At 71.5% G+C, this 16,658-nt stretch carries 14 protein-coding genes and 2 pseudogenes; 9 read left to right on the top strand and 7 right to left on the bottom strand.

What is annotated here, in order from left to right; translation table 11 throughout:
* Window positions 1–27 precede the first annotated feature (27 nt).
* Window positions 28–528, top strand: coding sequence for a metallophosphoesterase family protein (locus tag AMK24_RS10015; protein ID WP_073768737.1), 501 nt, complete (start codon window positions 28–30; stop codon window positions 526–528).
* 42 nt (window positions 529–570) lie between these two features.
* On the opposite strand, the gene AMK24_RS10020 is transcribed toward AMK24_RS10015, so the two are convergent.
* The 5 genes from AMK24_RS10020 to AMK24_RS10040 all read right to left on the bottom strand — a co-directional run bounded on the left by AMK24_RS10020 (window position 571) and on the right by AMK24_RS10040 (window position 5,799).
* Window positions 571–1,407 (bottom strand): MBL fold metallo-hydrolase, encoded by an 837-nt coding sequence (locus tag AMK24_RS10020; RefSeq protein ID WP_073767231.1) that lies wholly within the window; start codon window positions 1,405–1,407, stop codon window positions 571–573.
* 106 nt (window positions 1,408–1,513) lie between these two features.
* The gene (locus AMK24_RS10025; RefSeq protein WP_073767233.1) at window positions 1,514–1,765 is read right to left on the bottom strand and encodes a hypothetical protein; all 252 of its coding nucleotides are present in this window, start codon (window positions 1,763–1,765) and stop codon (window positions 1,514–1,516) included.
* Window positions 1,766–1,968: 203 nt separating this feature from the next.
* Window positions 1,969–3,627, bottom strand: a complete 1,659-nt coding sequence (locus AMK24_RS10030) for a catalase (RefSeq protein WP_073767235.1) — start codon at window positions 3,625–3,627, stop codon at window positions 1,969–1,971.
* A gap of 331 nt (window positions 3,628–3,958) precedes the next feature.
* A complete protein-coding gene (locus AMK24_RS10035; RefSeq protein WP_073767237.1) occupies window positions 3,959–4,549 on the bottom strand; it encodes a hemerythrin domain-containing protein in 591 nt (196 codons plus the stop codon).
* A gap of 47 nt (window positions 4,550–4,596) precedes the next feature.
* Entirely contained in the window at window positions 4,597–5,799 is a 1,203-nt protein-coding gene (locus AMK24_RS10040) for a hypothetical protein (protein ID WP_073767239.1), read from the bottom strand.
* A 320-nt stretch (window positions 5,800–6,119) separates the two neighbouring features.
* Between AMK24_RS10040 and AMK24_RS35400 the strand changes: the two are divergent.
* Together AMK24_RS35400 and AMK24_RS34675 are read left to right on the top strand one after the other, a co-directional pair.
* Window positions 6,120–6,311 (top strand): annotated as a pseudogene (locus tag AMK24_RS35400) (cytochrome ubiquinol oxidase subunit I); the annotation flags it as partial.
* Window positions 6,290–6,474 (top strand): annotated as a pseudogene (locus AMK24_RS34675) (IS5/IS1182 family transposase); the annotation flags it as partial. The pseudogenes AMK24_RS35400 and AMK24_RS34675, both read left to right, overlap by 22 nt.
* 451 nt (window positions 6,475–6,925) lie before the next feature.
* On the opposite strand, the gene AMK24_RS10050 reads toward AMK24_RS34675, so the two are convergent.
* A complete protein-coding gene (locus tag AMK24_RS10050) occupies window positions 6,926–7,174 on the bottom strand; it encodes a hypothetical protein (RefSeq protein WP_073767243.1) in 249 nt (82 codons plus the stop codon).
* A gap of 152 nt (window positions 7,175–7,326) precedes the next feature.
* Window positions 7,327–7,680, bottom strand: coding sequence for a hypothetical protein (locus AMK24_RS10055; RefSeq protein WP_073767245.1), 354 nt, complete (start codon window positions 7,678–7,680; stop codon window positions 7,327–7,329).
* A gap of 147 nt (window positions 7,681–7,827) precedes the next feature.
* Between AMK24_RS10055 and AMK24_RS10060 the strand changes: the two genes are divergently transcribed.
* The 6 genes from AMK24_RS10060 to AMK24_RS10085 all read left to right on the top strand — a co-directional run bounded on the left by AMK24_RS10060 (window position 7,828) and on the right by AMK24_RS10085 (window position 16,653).
* On the top strand, window positions 7,828–9,132 hold the full coding sequence (locus AMK24_RS10060) for a phytase (protein WP_073767247.1): 1,305 nt from the start codon (window positions 7,828–7,830) through the stop codon (window positions 9,130–9,132).
* Window positions 9,133–9,508: 376 nt separating this feature from the next.
* A complete protein-coding gene (locus AMK24_RS10065; protein WP_073767249.1) occupies window positions 9,509–11,908 on the top strand; it encodes a sensor histidine kinase in 2,400 nt (799 codons plus the stop codon).
* Window positions 11,905–12,309, top strand: a complete 405-nt coding sequence (locus tag AMK24_RS10070) for a roadblock/LC7 domain-containing protein (RefSeq protein WP_073767251.1) — start codon at window positions 11,905–11,907, stop codon at window positions 12,307–12,309. Before AMK24_RS10065 ends, AMK24_RS10070 begins: the two co-directional genes overlap by 4 nt.
* A gap of 111 nt (window positions 12,310–12,420) precedes the next feature.
* On the top strand, window positions 12,421–13,632 hold the full coding sequence (locus AMK24_RS10075; RefSeq protein ID WP_073767253.1) for an ABC transporter substrate-binding protein: 1,212 nt from the start codon (window positions 12,421–12,423) through the stop codon (window positions 13,630–13,632).
* A gap of 1 nt (window position 13,633) precedes the next feature.
* Entirely contained in the window at window positions 13,634–15,820 is a 2,187-nt protein-coding gene (locus AMK24_RS10080; protein WP_073767255.1) for a branched-chain amino acid ABC transporter permease, read from the top strand.
* Complete coding sequence (locus AMK24_RS10085; RefSeq protein ID WP_073767257.1) at window positions 15,817–16,653, top strand: ABC transporter ATP-binding protein; 837 nt, start codon at window positions 15,817–15,819, stop codon at window positions 16,651–16,653. Before AMK24_RS10080 ends, AMK24_RS10085 begins: the two co-directional genes overlap by 4 nt.
* Window positions 16,654–16,658 lie beyond the last annotated feature (5 nt).

Here is a 16,658-nt window from a genome sequence, read left to right on the forward strand (position 1 = left end):
CGGATGGATGGCGAACCGACCGCGCCCGTGCGGCTGCTGCTGGTCTCGGACACGCATGTGCCCCTGCGCGCCAGGCGGCTCCCCGACGAACTGCTGCGCGAGGTGGAACGGGCGGACGTCGTCGTCCACGCCGGGGACTGGGTCGATGTCGCCACCCTGGATCTGCTGGAGGGGCGCGCGCGGCGCCTGGTCGGGGTGTACGGCAACAACGACGGCCCGGAACTGCGGTCCCGGCTGCCGGAGGTGGCCCGCGTCCGCCTCGGGGGCCTGAGGTTCGGCGTGGTCCACGAGACGGGGGCGGCCCGCGGACGGGAAGCGCGCTGCGCCGCGCTCCACCCGGACCTGGACGTCCTGGTCTTCGGCCACAGCCACATCCCCTGGGACACCGAGGCCCCGGGCGGTATGCGCCTGCTGAACCCGGGCTCGCCGACGGACCGCAGACGGCAGCCGTACCGCACGTACATGACCTGCACCGTGGCGGACGGAGTCCTCGGCGAGGTGGCGCTGCACCGCCTGCCCCCGCGCTGACCGCCTCTCGCGGGGCGGCGGTCAGGGGGCGAGCGGGGATGGTCAGCGCACGTGGACCCGCGGGTCGTCGGGGGTGAGCGTCGCGACCTGGCCGCGCCCGCAGTGCACGACCCGCTCCCCGAGCCCGCGCCGGTCCATCTCGTCCAGGAACGCGCTCAGCGGCGACTTCATCACGCTGTAATCGTCGTAATGGACGGGGAGCGTGTGCCGCGGGCCCAGGCGCCGCGCGAGTTCCGCACCTTGCCGTCCGTCCATGGTGACCACGAGGCCGCCCGGCAGCCGGGTGCCGCCCAGATGCAGAACCGCCATGTCGGTGTCCGGGTAGCGTCGGGCGATCTCGTCCACTCCGTCGAACAGGAGCGTGTCACCGGAGATGTACACACGCAGTCGCGCCGGTCCGCTCTCCGGACCGAACTCGATCATGCTTCCCATCACACGCGGCAGCAGACCGCGGAGGAGACCGAGTGCGTGACGGCCGGGCATCGCGGTCAGGCGCATCCGGTGACCGTCCTTGACGAGGCTGCGGTGCTCCCAGTCCCGCAGCCCTGTGGCACGGCTGAAGCCCTGGAAAGTGCGCAGGATCCGAGCCGCCTGCGGGGTCGTGAGGACGGGCAGGGCGGGGTCCAGGTTTCTGCGGGCCACCCGGTCCCAATGGTCGCCGTGCAGGTGGGACAGCACGATGGCGTCGAGGTCGGGGAGCCGGCCGACGGTGAGAGCCGGTTCCTTGAGACGCTTCGTCAGCAGGCCGTATCCCAAGTGGGCGTGCTGCCCGCGATGCAGGAAGTTCGGGTCGGTGAGCAGGGTCAGCGGCCCGTACCGCAACAGCAACGTCGCGTTGCCGACGAACTGGATCCGCACCGGCGTGTCCGTCGAAGACATGATGACGCCCCTCTCGTACGACGACCTTCGGTAGGCCCTGGGTAGCCCGTTTCCGGCGCTCCACACCCGTAGCGGGCGCTGGACGGCCGTCACGAGAACGGACGCGTCAGCCGCCGAGCTTGCCGACCGCGTCGTCCAGCGACGTCGCCACCAGCGTCAGGTCCTGCGGGGCGGGGCGTGCGGTGCCCAGCCGGTCCACGAGCTCTGCCCGGGTCAGCACCACCGCGGCGCCGCGGAGGTCGTCACCGTCCAGGGCGGACCGTCCCGCCACTCGGGCACGGCCCTCCAGCAGGACGAGGGCGGAGTCGTCGTCCGCCGCGTCCAGCAGCTCGCGGACGAGAGCCTCGTCGATCACCATGTGTTCTCTTCCCCGTCTTCTCGGTTTCCCCACTGCTTCTCGTTTTCCCTCGCAGGCCGCCGGGGCGACGGAGCCCCCGTTCTCGCTCGTGGCGGTGCGGACGGCGCCCCGGACGCGGTGCATCGGTGCGGCGCCGGGCCCGGGCCGGGTTCGCCGGGGCGGACCCGGCGCACGGCCGCGGGCTCCGCGTCCCACCTGCACGCTCAGCGGGTGACGACGTGCCGCTCGTCGGGAACGCAGTGCGTCATGGTGAGTCCTTCGACGTCGCGTGGGGGGTTCTCGCCGAGCCGGGCCAGACGCTCACGGTCGTCGTCCGAGAGGTCCTGGCCGGCCAGGGGCTTCAGTCCCTTGACTTCCTGCGGGGTGATGCCCAGTCCGTCGCCGACCCGGCAGCCGAGCTCGTTCTCGACGAGGAGGAAGTGCCAGACCATCCTTTCCTGCACCGCCCGGTCGCACGCGGAGAGCATCTGGACGAGGTTCGTCACCAGATCGTCCCGTTCCCAGTCCTCCATGAGGAGGTAGCGCTGGCCGGCCTGCATGTAGTCGTTGGTCCGGGGAATGCGCTTACGGGTCAGGCGGCCGTGGATCTCCGGGCCCTGCTCGTCGTGCGTCGGATACCGGGCCTCACGCAGTCCTCCGGTGATCGACGGCTCGTAGTTCACCTCGGGGTTCTCACCGTGGTGGCCGTTGTCGTACGCCATCATCCCGTCGCGCTGGTTGGTGGCGACGCGGGCGTTCTTCGCCTGGTTGACCGGGAGTTGCAGGTAGTTCGGCCCCACCCGGTAGCGCTGGGTGTCGCTGTAGGAGAAGGTCCGGCCGACCAGCATCTTGTCGTCCGAGAAGTCCAGCCCGTCGACCAGTACACCGGTGCCGAAGGACACCTGCTCGTTCTCCGCGAAGTAGTTGTCCGGCACCCGGTCCAGCACCATCCGGCCCACCGCCTTCGGCGGGAAATCCTGCTCCGGCCAGGTCTTCGTGTCGTCCAGCGGGTCGAAGTCCAGCTCGGGATGGTCGTCGTCGGACATCATCTGCACGACCAGCTCCCACTCGGGGTGGTCCCCCCGCCGGATCGCGTCGTAGAGGTCCTTCGTGGCGTGCCCCAGCTCGTACGCCTGGACGTTCGCCGCGTCCTCGGCGGTCATGCTGCGGACGCCCTGCTTCGGCATCCAGTGGTACTTGACCAGCACCGTCTCCCCTGCGGCGTTCACCCACTTGTACGTGTTGACGCCGAAGCCCTGCATATGACGGTAGTCGGACGGGATGCCCCGGGGGCTGAACAGGTTCACGAGCATGTGCATGCTCTCCGGGGTCTGCGACATGAAGTCGAAGATGCGGCCCGGCTTCTGCTCGTGGGAGACCGGGTCCGGCTTGAGGGCGTGGATGACGTCGGGGAACTTGATCGCGTCCCGGATGAAGAACACACCGAGGTTGTTGCCCACGAGGTCCCAGTTGCCGTCCTCGGTGTAGAACTTGACGGCGAATCCCCGTGGGTCACGCGCCGCCTCGGAGGAGTCGCGTCCGCCGATCACCGTGGAGAAGCGGACCGCGACGTCCGTGCGTTTGCCCGCCTCCTGGAACAGCTTGGCCCGGGTGTAGCGGGAAACGGGCTCCTCGCCCCACTTCCCGTACGCCTCGAAGTAGCCGTACGTCGTCACGCCCCGGGCGTGAACCACCCGTTCGGGGATGCGTTCCCGGTCGAAGTGACTGATCTTCTCCAGGAACTGGTAGTTCTCCAGAGTCGCCGGGCCCCGGGCCCCGACGGTGCGCTGGTTCTGATTGTCGTAGACAGCATGGCCCTGCCGGTTCGTGAGCTCCGGTCGGTCGTCGTCCGCGGCCGTCCCGGCGCTCGCTACGTCTGTCACAGCCAACTACTCCCTCTCTCTGCCCCGTAGTGCGGTGCGGGCCCGCACTCGGGAGAAACCGGACATCGGGAGATGAACACGATGCGCGCCCAAAATCCCGCACCTGCCCGCTCCGGTCTTTCGTGTCCTCACCGGCCTCTCCGGCCGACGGCCTCTCAGCAGCGGCCGGAGGCCACCGCGGTCACCGTCCCGGGGCGAGCCCGGGGGCGGCGACGGAAGCGCGGAGGCGAGTCCTGGCCGCGCGTCTCCCGCGCAGGGGACACACCGTCCGAGCCGCCTGTGCTCCTCCTGCGGACGTCGCCGTCCGAGGATCAGCTGCTCGACGCGGTGGTCAGCCGTCCTTGCCCATGGCTTTGCGTACGGCGTCCTTGGTGCGGTCCATGAGCGCGGCGAGGGGCCCCAGGGCCATGTTGGCGCCGGCGGATTCCACGCCCGGATGGGGCCGGGTGGGGGCCATGGCCTCGGCGGCCCTGACTCCCCGTGCCATGGAGGCGAGCCGGGCGCTGTCGGTGCTGCGGCGGATGTGGGTGAACTCGTAGCGCTCCTCGGCGCGTGCGTGGTGCTGGACGTCCCTGCGCAGCTTCATGAGCTGGGGCATGAAGGTGGGGTCGTCGGTGTCCAGGGCGTCGAGGTCGGCGAGCGCCTCCTTCGCGGCCTTCTCCTCCTGGAGGCGGTCCTCCACCACTTGTTCGCCGCCGGGGAAACCGCGTCGGGCGAAGGGGTGGACCCCTTCCTCCTCGGCCGTCTCGTGGACGGCCAGGAGGCGCACCAGGCGCCGGAAGGCGTCCCTGCGCGCGTCGCCGCTGCTGTGCTCGACCTCGTCGAAGAGGTTGCGGATGTCTCCGTGCTGGCGCATGAGCATGGCCACCACGTCGTCGTCATCGGTCGGCGGTGCTTCGGACTGTCCAGCCTGTGCGGTCATGGGGCTCTCCTCGGTCGTTGCCGGCCGGTGACCGGGGGGCGGGGTCGTCACTCGGCCGACCGGAGGCCGGGGACCGGGTGCTCGCCTTCGGTCTCCAGCCGGTAGTCCCCGCCGATCATGGCGTCGTGCTGGGCCAGCACCTGGTCGCTGGGGGCCGGCTCACCGCCGTGGATGGCTTCCTGCATGGCTTCGAACCGCTCATGGGCCTCCCGGACGTATCCGGTGCCCAGAGTGGTCAGGTCCAGCTGGTTGGCGATCAGCTCGCGCAGGTAGCCCTTGTTCGGCTCGAAGGTGAGCACGTTGGGCAGCGACGGCGCGCAGACCTCGGCCGCCTCACGCCCGTCGTGCCGGCGCATCAGGTCCGCCGCGATGTGCAGGTGCTCCAGCTCCATGTTCAGGTGGAGTTCCCAGACCGCCTTGACCCTCGGGTCGCTCTCCTGCTCCATGAAGGAGTGGTAGAGGTAGCACTCGTTGTACTCGTGGTGGACGAGCTGCTCCCACCAGGACTCGCCCGGATCGACGAGCGACTCGTAGTGGGTGACGTGCTCCTCCTCGATGAGCCCGATCTCCTGGTAGAGCCGGCGGGCGATGGGCTCCATGTAGGTGGGTCCGGTATTCATGTAGAAGTTCATCGTCTGCTGTTCGGCCGACATGATCGTCAGCGCGTGCAGCCGGGACAGCGGGTTGACGGTGTCCTTGTCGTACGGCTCGCGCACGTTGTCGACCGGATCACGGTGGTGCAGCGGAGTGGGGCGCCCCGGCATGACCTCGGTGAGCCCGTCCACGATCTTCTCGGCCTTGCGGTGCTCGATCATCTCGTACAGGTTGGCGTACCGGTACAGGTGGTCGAAATCCTCCAGCACACCGAACTGATACGCCTGCTTCAGGTACGGATCCGGCTCCATCCTCGCCACCCACGCGGTCAGGTCCACCGCCACCTGCTCATAGGCGATCGTCGTCTCCAGCACCGAGGAAACCCCGGGAAGCAGCCAGTTCACCACCTTCTGCTGCTGCGCCTCGATGTACCTCGTCCGGGCGAGCTGCTGCTTGACCTCGAGGTCCGGACAATGCCGGGCCATCTGGTGACTGAACATGATCGCCTCGACCTCGATGCCGTTCATCGTGATGATGCGGCACCGGGTGTAAGGGTCACAGTGGTCGGGATCGATCGGCTTCACATTCAGCTCGCGCCAATTCCTCAGCTGACGGTCCAGCGGGATACCGCGCTGCTCCAAAGGATTGAAAGCCATGCCACGCCTCCTTCGAAGGCAGGGGGGAGATCACCGAGTATCCCGGCGGCATACGCTCAAACCAGAAATCCACACCGCCTGTGCCCGCACCCATGGGACCGAATACACGATCCATACCCGACTCCTGGGGCTGGCGCGTCGACCCTCCGCAAGGCGCTACGGCGATATCCGGCCGGAAACTCGTGGATTCCTCGCTGGAAGCACCGGATCCGGACAAGTGCACTCGGGGCGCGTCCATCCGGGTGACGGGGCAGTTCGGGAAGCCCGGATCAGGGCACTCAGTGATCCGTTTCCCAGCGACGGCCATTCGAGGCGGATCCATGGCCGCATCGACCGAACCCGTTACTCCTGAACCCGTCACTCCCGTGCCCGTTGCCCACAGCGGCCCGGGAAAGGTGGTGGTGAGCCGGCTGAGCACCACCGGCCATCAGGAGATCGGACACCTCTACCTGATCACGTCCTTCTCGTTCTTCCTCTTCGGCGGCCTGCTCGCCCTCCTCATGCGAGCCGAACCACCGAGCAGACCGCGAACCGGACCCCGTCCGCAGCTCGTGCATCCGCCGAACGAGGCATGGCACGCCTGAAGTCCTGGCAGGCCTTCCGTGGAACCCGCACCAGCCCCACCGGATGAGGGTTATCGCCCGACCCCTCCTCGCCCTGGAGAGGCAACGCTGAAACGCTCGCTGTCCTGGCAAGGAATCAGCGGGGGGATCCGAGCAAGTACGGGAGAGGTTCGGTGAGTTCCGCGGGACTGCGCAGGGCGGTCTGCTGCTCGTCGGCGGATCCGGTCGGTTCGTGGTGCGTGTTCGCGCCCCGCGGTCCCGTGCCGGGCCGGGCCCCGCGCCCCCGGCGGACAACTTTATCCGCCGAGGTGGGCGCATTCCCCGTGTACCGGAGTAATCAGGTCGCGGTTACGGCGTGCTGTCGCCGTTGGCAGGGGCGGTCTCGCTGCCCGTTCAGGGGGGGGCAGGAAGGCCGCAAACAGGGCGATCGGGAGCGCTGAACAGCGTTTGCACCCACCGTACGGCGACCGTTGCCCTCCACGACATCCGGTGATCACCGGGACTCCGGGGCATGGGCCATGGGAAGGCCCTGCCTTCACTGGAGGAATCCAGGTCACGACCGGTCAGCGGGGAGGAGCGATGGGCGGTCGGCCCCACGCGCGCCTGAGCCGCACGAGTGCCGCGATCACGCCGATACCGAAGACGAAGACACCGAGGCCGGCGTTGCACAACACGCCGAAGGTGACCCCGACGGCGACCACGACCAGGGAGCCGGACAACAGCATCTGACGCCTCGGGTCGGTCAACTTCCAGAAACCGAGCAGCGAGAAAACGAGCCACGCGGTCATGTAGGCGATCGCCAGGAGGGGCATGACGGTTTCTCCTTGACCTGATCCTGGGAGAGGACGGAACGCACCCTCTCCCAGGATTCCCTTCGGATTACCCTACGTTGCAGTCGGGGTCTCCACCTCACCCTTCGAAGCAGCTGCGGCCCGCACGGTTCGCGTCCGGCCGGTCCCCCGGTCTATGCCCAGGGGTTGCCGCCGCACCCGGAGGTCTGGTCGCAATACCCGTAGGGAGTGTCGCCGCCATGGAAAGTGGCGACCCTGCTGAAGTCCTTGAAATCACCGTTGACCACCGGCCCGAAGGATCTGACGTCAGAGCCGTCCAGAGCCATGGACCGGCCGTTGCGGTAGAGGTGCTGGTTCGGCATGAAGCTGGAGCGCAGGATCGCACTGCCGATGTTCTCACTGTGCCGCTTACGGACCGTGCCGTCGGAACAGAGAATGAAGTCGAGTTCTTGCCGGGTCGGCGGGGACCGGTTGAAGATCGATCCCGTGGGGCCCTGCGTGAAGAACGCGTTGCAGATCTCGCTCATCAGGGTGCGTACGGTCTGTGGCGTTCACCCCCTGTACACGGGAGAAGGGGGTTACCGGTCGGTCGGCGGCCGCCGTGCCGACACGAAGAGGGGCCACGCTCTCGCGGGACTGTCCCCCTTCCAGAGGAGATCAGCGTGACTCGCTCCATGATCGTCCGGTCGGCCGTGCTGACCGTGGCCACGGCCCTGACGGCGGCGGCCCTGGCCGCACCGGCGCAGGCGGAGGGCCGCCATCGCGTTTCAGACGACGCGCTGCCGACCGTCGCCCCGCGCGCGGAGACGCCGGTGCTGCACGACGACGACGAGGGCGGCAACGCCGACGCGGACGACCCCGCCATCTGGCGCAACGCCGCGGCCCCCGGCCGCAGCCTCGTCGTCGCCACCGCCAAGGAGGGGGGCCTGCGCGTCTACGACCTGGAAGCGCGTTTGGTGCAGTCGATAGCCGCGCCCCCCGCCGCGGGCGAGGACGACGCGCCGGGCCGTTTCAACAACGTGGACCTCGTCCACGGGCTGCGGCTCTCCTCGGGGAAGGCCGACCTGGCCGTCACCAGCGACCGCGGCCACGACCGGCTGCGTTTCCACCGCATCGACCGCGACCGCGCCGGCGGTCCGCTGACCGACATCACCGACCCCGCCGCGCCGCCCGTGTTCTCCCGCGACCAGGCCGACATCAACGAGCAGCGGACCGCCTACGGTCTGGCGGCCTGGACGGACCCGGCGACCGGGAAGGCGTACGCCCTGGTCAGCCGTCGCGAACGCACCAGTATCGCCCTCCTGGAGCTGCTGCCGGCCGCGGGCGGCAAGGTCACCTACCGCAAGATCCGCACCCTGGACCTGCCCTCCTCCTTCCGGCTGCCCAACGGCGCCTCCTGGTCGCCGTGCGGCGAGCCCGGCGAGCTGCCCCAGGTCGAGGGGATGGTTGTCGACCCGGCCAACGGCATGCTCTACGCCGGTCAGGAGGACGTCGGCATCTGGCGGATGCGCGCCGACCTCACCGGCACGCCGAAGCTGATCGACAAGGTCCGCGAGTACGGCGTCCCGGGCGTCTACGACGAGGAGACCGAGGAGTGCGCGCCGGGCGTCGACCCCGGCTTCGGCGGCACGAGGATCTCCGCGGACGTCGAGGGCCTGACGTTGCTCACCGAACCCGACGGCGACGGCTACCTCCTCGCCTCCAGCCAGGGCGACAACACTTTCGCCGCCTACGACCGCGAACTGGAGGACGCCAACGAGTACGAGGGCGGCTTCCGGGTCGCCGCCGCGAACGACGCCCTCGACGGTTCCGAGGAGTGCGACGGCGCCGCGGTCCTCAACGCCCCGCTCGGCTCCGCGTACCCCGACGGCCTCCTCGTCGTCCAGGACGGGCACGACGCCCCCGGCGACGGCGACCGGGACTCGACCAACTTCAAGTTCGTCGACCTCGGCGAGGTCATGGACGCCCTCGACGACTGACGCCCGCCCGGCGGGCCGGTCCGGCTTCCGGCCGGGCGGCCCGCCTCGGCCTCCGGGCCGGTCCGGCCGCCGGGGGGCGACGGTGGCCCACGCGACGGCCTGTCGTGCCTGTTGACCTCAAGAACCTTTGTTTTATGGCCACTTGTGAGCGCAATCAGGCCACCCTTCTGTGAACGGCGTACAGATTTTTCGGGGATTCCCTCGCCCGCGGGGGCTCACTTCGGCATAGGATCATGCCGTGCCACAGGGGCAACTTCCGCCCCACCCGCACCAACTCCCCTCACCTCTACGGACATATCGCCGCCCCCACCCCCCCGTTGACAGGTATTTGCGTGCCCCCGATACACAAGCCCGGTTCCGGCGACGGAGCCGCGCGGTGAAAATCAAACGTCGCCTCGTCCTTCTCGTCAGCGCCCCGCTCACCGTCGCCGTCGCCTTCTCGGTCCTGGCCCTCGTGCCCGCCACCGACCAGGCGATCCAGGCCGGACGGCTGACCTCGATGGTCGAAGTCGCTGACGGAGCAGCTGACTTGACCTACCGATTACAACGCGAACGGGCGGCGGCCACCGCCCTGGTCTCCGGACAGGGAAGCGCGGAGACCTTCCGGGCGCGCACCGACGAGACCGACCGGAGCATCACCCGCTTCCAGGGCAGGACGAAGGGGCTCACCGCGGTTCCCGGCAGCGCCGAGGGAGCCCTGCGCCGGATCGAGCGCTTCGTCGAGGAGATGCCCGGACTGCGCGCCCAGGTGCGTTCCGGAAGCAGCACCGTCTCCGCCCTCGCCTTCGGCTATCGCATCGTGATCGCCGACCTGAACGGCTATCGGGACGGCATCGCCCAGGCGGACGGCGTGGACGCCGACATCGCGGACCGCATCCGCGCCGCCGCCGCCCTGTCCGAGGCCGCCGAGCACACGGCCCAGCAGCAGGTCACCGTCGGACGGGCGCAGGCCGCGGGAGGCTTCACCACCGCCTCGCAGCGGACCTTCGACGCCGGCCGGATGGGCTACACCGAGTCGATCGGCGTCCTGTACGACCTCGGTCCCGGCGAGTGGCGGACCTGGCTGGAGCGGACCCTCTCCGGGGCCGAGGCCCTGGAGGCCCGGCGCCTGGAGGACGAGATCGGGCGCACGGGGGCCGGCCGGGAGATCACCGTCACGCCGGAGCAGTGGCAGAAGGCCGCCCAGGACCGGCAGGAGCTGCTGCGTTCGGTGGAGAAGCGGGTCGACGCGGCCGTCCTCGCCCAGGTGTCCGACGTCCGCGTCACCCTCGTCCGGACGGCGGCCGCGGAAGTCGGGCTGGTGGTGCTGACCCTGGTCGGCGTCGTGGTCGTGGCGATCCGGCTGGGGCGCGTCATGCTCCGGCGGCTGCGCGATCTGCGCAACGCCGCGCACGAGGTCGCCCACTCCGGACTGCCCGCCGTGATGAACGAACTGTCCCGGCCCGGCGCCCTGCGCGGCGCGACGCCCGAGGAGGTGGCGCAGCGGTCCGGCGACCCGGTCAGGACCACGGGCCGGGACGAGATCGGCGAGGTCGGCGAGGCGTTCAACGCCGTCCATCACGAGGCTGTCCGCCTCGCCGCACAACAGGCGCAGACACACGAGCAGTTGGCCGAGACCCTGGTCGGTGTCGCGCGCCGGGGAGCGCGGTTGACCGCGGTCATGGTGTCCGAACTGGACACGGTGCAGCGCGACGAGGCCGACCCCCTGCGCATGAAGGCCCTCTTCGCGCTCGACCACCTGGCCGTCCGCATGGAGCGCAACACCAACAACCTTCTGGTACTGGGCGGTTACGGGAACGCCCGGGTGCGCTCCGCCGATGTCGGGTGCTCCACCGTCATCATGGCGGCCGCCCAGCAGATCGAGCGGTTCGACCGCGTCTCGCTCGGTGTGATCGAGTCGGGGATCGGCGTCACCGCCCGCGCCGTGCACGACGTGGCGCACATCCTGGCGGAGCTGCTCGACAACGCCACCCGGTACTCGCCCCCGGACAAGCAGGTCGGGGTCGCCGTCTGGCGGTTGTGGGACCGGGCCGTCGTGCAGATCGTCGACGAGGGCGTGGGCATCGCGCCGGAGCGCCGAGCGGCTCACAACGCGGCGCTGCGCGAGCCGCAGGCGGGCATCGGGGACGTACGGTCCATGGGGCTGCACGTGGTGGCCCGGCTCGCGGCACGCCATGGCATCGTTGTCGAGCTGCGCGACTCCTCGGGCCCCGGCACCATCGCCGAGGTCACGCTGCCCGCGAAGGTGCTGGTCACGAACTTCACGGAGGCCGAGGAGCCCCCCTCGGGGGGGCACGGCGCCCAGGCCGGGCCCACCTCCCCCCGGCCGGCCACCACGCCGGAGCCCCGCGCCCGGCGGCGGCCGGACCGCACGAACGCACGTCCCGACCGCACCGGCGCCCCGGACCGCGCGGCGGCCGCCACGGGCACGGCCGCGGACCCCGGCAGGGGCGACGGCGGCGTGCGGGGCCGGGAGCACGGCGCCACGCCCGCACCGCACCCCGTGCACGACGAGCCGGCGTCCCGGGTCGCCGGGGTCAGCTCCTCGGGGCTGCCCGTGCGGCAGCGCCGGGCCCCGCAGCAGTGGCCCGCCGCGGGCCGGCGGGAGGGGGCCGAGCAGCGCCCCGGCGGCGGCTCCCCGCGCCCCTCGCCCCGCCGCCGGGACTCCCGGCAGGTCTCCGACGTACTGGCGGCCTACGCCCAGGGGATCAACCGGAGCACGAACCACCGGGGGCGTTCCGCCCCGGACGACACCACCGAACGGACCGAGACATGACCACCTCCTCCGACCTGAGCTGGATCCTGAGCGATTTCGCCGGGCGTCTTCCGGAAGTCACCCAGGCGATAGCCGTGTCCGTGGACGGACTCGCGCTGGCGTACACCGGCGTGGAACGCGACGACGCCGAGCGGCTGGCCGCCATCGCGTCCGGAGTCGTCAACCTGCTTTCCGCGGCAGCCCAGTTGACCGATACCGACCCGGTGGAGCACAGTCTCACCGCGATGGAGGGCGGGTACATGTTCTCGATGGCGGTCTCCAGCGGAGCCTCGCTGCTCGTCACCACCACCCGGGACGCGGACATCGGCGAGGTCAGCTACATGATGTCCGAACTGATCAACCAGGTGGGCGACTCGCTCTCCCCCCAGGTGCGCGACGTCGGCGCCTCCGCGCCGCGCTGACGGACGGCCCTGCCCCCACCGACCGTCCCCGGCCGTCCCCTCGGCGCCGCCCCGGCGACGCTTCCGGCGCGCCCCCGTGTTCCGTATCCCCGACCCCTGATGAGAGCCCTCATGTTCCCCTTCACCCCCTCCAGCCCCCGCCGCAGCAGAGCCCGGTTCCGGCCGGCAGGCGCCGCCGCGCTCGCCCTCGGCCTGGCGGCCGTCACCGGTTGCAGCGGGGGCGGCGGCGCCTCCGACGACACCGTGAAGGTCGGCCTGGTGGCCTCCCTGTCGGGCACCTACGAGCCGGTCGGCACGGAGCTGCGGGACGGCTTCAAGCTGTATCTGGACACCCACGGGGGCAAGTTGGGCGGCCGTAAGGTCGAACTGATCGTGGCGGACGAGGGCGACGGGCCGCCGACCGCCGTCCCCGCCGCCACCAAACTGGTCAAGAAGGACAAGGTCGACGTGTTGACCGGCCTCGTCGGCGGCGGTTCGGTCAACGCGGTGCTGCCCCTGATCCAGCAGGCGAAGATCCCCCTGCTCGGATCGAACGCCCGGCCGCCGGTCAAGGACATCGAGTACGTCTGGACGACGAGCTTCCTGTCCGACGAACCGGGCCGGGCCATCGCCCCGTACATCAAGGAGAAGGTCGACGGGCCGGTCTACGCGATCGGGCCGGACTACCAGGGCGGACACGACGAACTGCGCGGCTTCACCGATGAGTTCGAGCGGATCAAGGGCAAGCTCGCCAATCCCGGCGGCAAGACCACCTGGACGCCGTTCCCGAAGACCACCAACTTCATGCCGTACTTCGCGGAGATCGCCAAGACGGACGCCAAGGCCGTGTACTGCTTCTACGCGGGCAAGGCGGCGATCGACTTCGCCAAGCAGTACGCCCAGTCGGACATCGCCGACCTTCCGCTGTACACGGCCTTCGTGACCGAGGGCAGCGTGCTCCAGGCGCAGGGCCCGGCGGCGAAGGACATCTACTCCGTGCTCAACTACGCGGCCGACCTGGACAACGAGGCGAACCGGAAGTTCGCCGCCGACTGGACGGCGCAGCACGAAACGCAGCCCACCACCTACGCGATGGCCTCCTACGACGCGGCCGCCGTGCTGGACAAGGCGATCGCGGACGCGGCGAAGGACGGCGACGTGACGCCGCAGACCGTCAACAAGGCGATCGCGGGGCTGGGCCAGATCGACAGCCCGCGCGGCGCCTGGGAGTTCGGCGACAAGGCGCACTCCCCCGTCCAGACGTGGTACCTGCGCCAGGTGCGGCCGGACGGCGCCCGGTTGGCGAACGTGATGGTCCAGGACCTGGCGACCCTCGGCAGCTGACATGGACCTCCTCGATGCCCACCTCGTACCGGCGGTGGACGGGGTGGCCTTCGGGCTGCTGCTGTTCGTGGTCGCCGCCGGGCTGAGCCTCGCCTTCGGCACGGCCGGGGTGCTGAACCTGTCGCACGGCACGCTGTACGCGATCGGCGCCTACACGGGGGCCGAGCTGAGCGACGGCACCTGGGGCGGCCTGGCCCTCGGGCTGGCCGCCGGAACCGCGGCGGCGTGCGTCGCCGGGGCGGGCCTGGCCGCCGCGACGGCTCCGCTCGCCCGGCGTGGGCATCTGGCGCAGGCGCTGCTGACCTTCGGGCTCGCCCTGATCGGCGGCGATCTGCTCATCCAGCTCTTCGGAGCGGACGAACTCCCCGTCCGCGTCCCCGAGGCGCTCGACTCCTCGGTGACGCTGCTGGGGCACCGCTATCCGGCGTACCGGCTCTGCTTCATCGTGATGGCCGTGGTGCTCGCGGCGTTCGGTACCTGGGTGCTGACCCGGACCCGGATGGGCGCGGCGGTACGGGCCGCCGCCGACGACCCGCAGATGCTCGCGGCCACCGGCCGCAGCCCCCGGGCGGTGCACACCGGCGTCCTCGCGGCGGCGGGCGCGCTGGCGGGGGCGGCGGGTGTGCTGGGGGCTCCGATCATCGGCCCCGGCCCCGGTACCTCCGAGAACGTGCTGATGCTGTCGCTCGTGGTGGTCGTGCTCGGCGGGCTGCGCTCGCTGTGGGCGACGCTCGCGGCGGCGGTCGCCGTGGGCGAGGTGCAGACGCTGGGCGTCGCGCTGGCGCCCGCGCTGGCGCCGTACCTGCTCTTCGCCGCGATGGCGGCGGTGCTGGTGCTGCGCTCCCGGTTCACGGAACCGGCGGCGCACGGCCCCGAAAGCCCCGCCCCGGACCCGCTGGCCCGGCTCCGGGGCCGCCTCGCCGCCCGGCTGCGAAGACGACCGCGCGAGGCGGCGGGAACGGCGACGGCCGCGGGAGCTTCCGCGGCGGGATCGGCGTCGGGCGCGGGCCGGGGCGGCTTCGCCCCCGACGAGGGCGCGGGCCGCCGGCCCGGGTGGGCCGGCCGGCTGCCGGGCGGGCCCGTGCGGCGGGCGGCGCCGCTGCTCGCCCTGCTCGCGGCGCTGATCGCGCTGCCCGCCCTGCTGGACCCGTACAGCGTCTCCCTGGCCGGTTCCGCCCTGGCCCTGGGGCTGCTCGCGGTCAGCGTCACCGTTCTCACCGGTTACGCCGGTCTGCCCACGCTCGGGCAGACCGCGCCGTTCGCCGTGGGCGCGTACGCCACCGCGAACCTCGCGGACGCCGGGTGGACCGCGGGCCCGGTCCAGATCGTGCTCTCCGCGCTCGCCGCCGCCGTCTTCGCCGCGGTGGTGGGGCCCGCGGTGGTCCGGGCGCGAGGCACCACCGTCCTGATGATCACGCTCGCGATCGGGGAGCTGACCGGCGCGGTCGTCAACCAGCTCAAGTCCGTCACCGGCGGGGCCGACGGGCTCGTCGGCTTCCCGGCGACGCAGGCGCTGTGGGGCGGGGAGGGGATGGTGGAGGAGGGCGAGCTGTACACCTACGCGCTCGTCGTCGCCGTCGTCGCGGTCGCGCTGACGCTGCTCGTCCTGCGCTCCCCGGCCGGGAAGCTGCTCACCGGCACGCGGGGCGCGGAGGCCCGGATGCGCGCCTCCGGGCACCCGGTGGGGCGCTACCTCCTGGTGGCCCACGTCGGGGCGGGCGCGCTGGCCGGTGTGGCCGGTTCGCTGATGGTGACCGTGCAGCAGTACCTCGCCCCCGCCGACGTCGGGTTCGAGATCGCCGCGTTCGCGCTGCTGGCGGTGGTCATCGGCGGTACGACGTCGGTGATCGGCGCGCTGCTCGGGGCGGGGCTCATCGTCGCCACCCGGGACTGGGTCGCCGGTTCCTGGCCCGGCCACGGGCCGCTGCTGCTCGGTGTGCTCTTCGTGGCGACCGTGTACCTGCTGCCGCGCGGCCTGGCGGGTCTGCGCGGCGGCGGGGACGGCCCGTCGCCCCGGGGGCCGGGCGCTCCGGGGGTTCCCGGGGTTCCCGTTACTCCTGATGCCCCGGGCGCCCCGCGGGCGCCCGGTACGCCGGACGCCCCCACCGCCCCGGAGGCGGCCCCCCGGCCCGGGGGCCGGCAGCCGTCACCGCCCGCACCGAACCCCGCCGGGAAGGCCTCCTCATGACACCCGCACCGCCCGCGGCGGCGCCTTCGGTCCTCGTCCTCGACGGCCTCACCCGCAGGTACGGAACGCTCACCGCCGTGGACGACGTGAGCCTGCGCCTCGCACCGGGCGCCCGGCACGCCGTCATCGGCCCCAACGGGGCGGGCAAGACCACCCTGCTGAACCTGATCGCGGGCACGGACCGGCCCGACCGCGGCACGATCACCCTGGACGGCGTCGACATCACCTCCACGGCGACGGCCGGGCGCAGTCGGCTCGGTATCGCCCGGAGTTTCCAACAGCCTTCGGTCGTCGCCGAGTTGTCGGTGCTCGACAATGTCGTGCTGGCCGGCTGGCCGCACCATCCGCAGCGTCGCGGGGCCTGGCGCAGGCCGTCCCGCTACCGGCTGCACCAGGAGTCCGCCCGCCGCCACCTGGAGAGGGTCGGTCTCGCGGAGCTCGCCCACCGGCCGGCCGCCACGCTCTCGCACGGGCAGCGCCGCATGCTCGACCTCGCCGCCGCGCTAGCGGGCGAACCCCGCCTGCTCCTCCTGGACGAGCCGGCGGCGGGGCTGACCGACACCGACATCGGCCGACTGCTCGGCATCGTCGGAGGTCTGCCGTCGAGCGTCGCGGTCGTCCTGGTCGAGCACCACGTCGACGTGGTGGCCCGCCTCGCCTCCGCCACCACGGTGCTGGCCGCCGGGAAGGTGCTCGCCACCGGACCGACGCGGGAGGTGCTGGCCCGCCCCGAGGTCCGCGCGGCGTACCACGGGGCGGGCCCCGGCGCGGCCCCGGACGGCGCCGAAGCCGTCCCGACCGTCTGCCCGTCCCCCACCGACGCGAGAGGCTGAACCGC

The organism is Streptomyces sp. CB02366 (assembly GCF_001905905.1).
GTDB lineage: Bacteria > Actinomycetota > Actinomycetes > Streptomycetales > Streptomycetaceae > Streptomyces.

Coding starts and splice junctions, on each gene's coding strand:
- AMK24_RS10060 (WP_073767247.1), top strand. CDS start 7,828: ATGATCGTCCGGTCGGCCGTGCTGACCGTGGCCACGGCCCTGACGGCG.
- AMK24_RS10080 (WP_073767255.1), top strand. CDS start 13,634: ATGGACCTCCTCGATGCCCACCTCGTACCGGCGGTGGACGGGGTGGCC.
- AMK24_RS10055 (WP_073767245.1), bottom strand. CDS start 7,680: ATGAGCGAGATCTGCAACGCGTTCTTCACGCAGGGCCCCACGGGATCG.
- AMK24_RS10025 (WP_073767233.1), bottom strand. CDS start 1,765: ATGGTGATCGACGAGGCTCTCGTCCGCGAGCTGCTGGACGCGGCGGAC.
- AMK24_RS10085 (WP_073767257.1), top strand. CDS start 15,817: ATGACACCCGCACCGCCCGCGGCGGCGCCTTCGGTCCTCGTCCTCGAC.
- AMK24_RS10075 (WP_073767253.1), top strand. CDS start 12,421: ATGTTCCCCTTCACCCCCTCCAGCCCCCGCCGCAGCAGAGCCCGGTTC.
- AMK24_RS10070 (WP_073767251.1), top strand. CDS start 11,905: ATGACCACCTCCTCCGACCTGAGCTGGATCCTGAGCGATTTCGCCGGG.
- AMK24_RS10020 (WP_073767231.1), bottom strand. CDS start 1,407: ATGTCTTCGACGGACACGCCGGTGCGGATCCAGTTCGTCGGCAACGCG.
- AMK24_RS10035 (WP_073767237.1), bottom strand. CDS start 4,549: ATGACCGCACAGGCTGGACAGTCCGAAGCACCGCCGACCGATGACGAC.
- AMK24_RS10040 (WP_073767239.1), bottom strand. CDS start 5,799: ATGGCTTTCAATCCTTTGGAGCAGCGCGGTATCCCGCTGGACCGTCAG.
- AMK24_RS10050 (WP_073767243.1), bottom strand. CDS start 7,174: ATGCCCCTCCTGGCGATCGCCTACATGACCGCGTGGCTCGTTTTCTCG.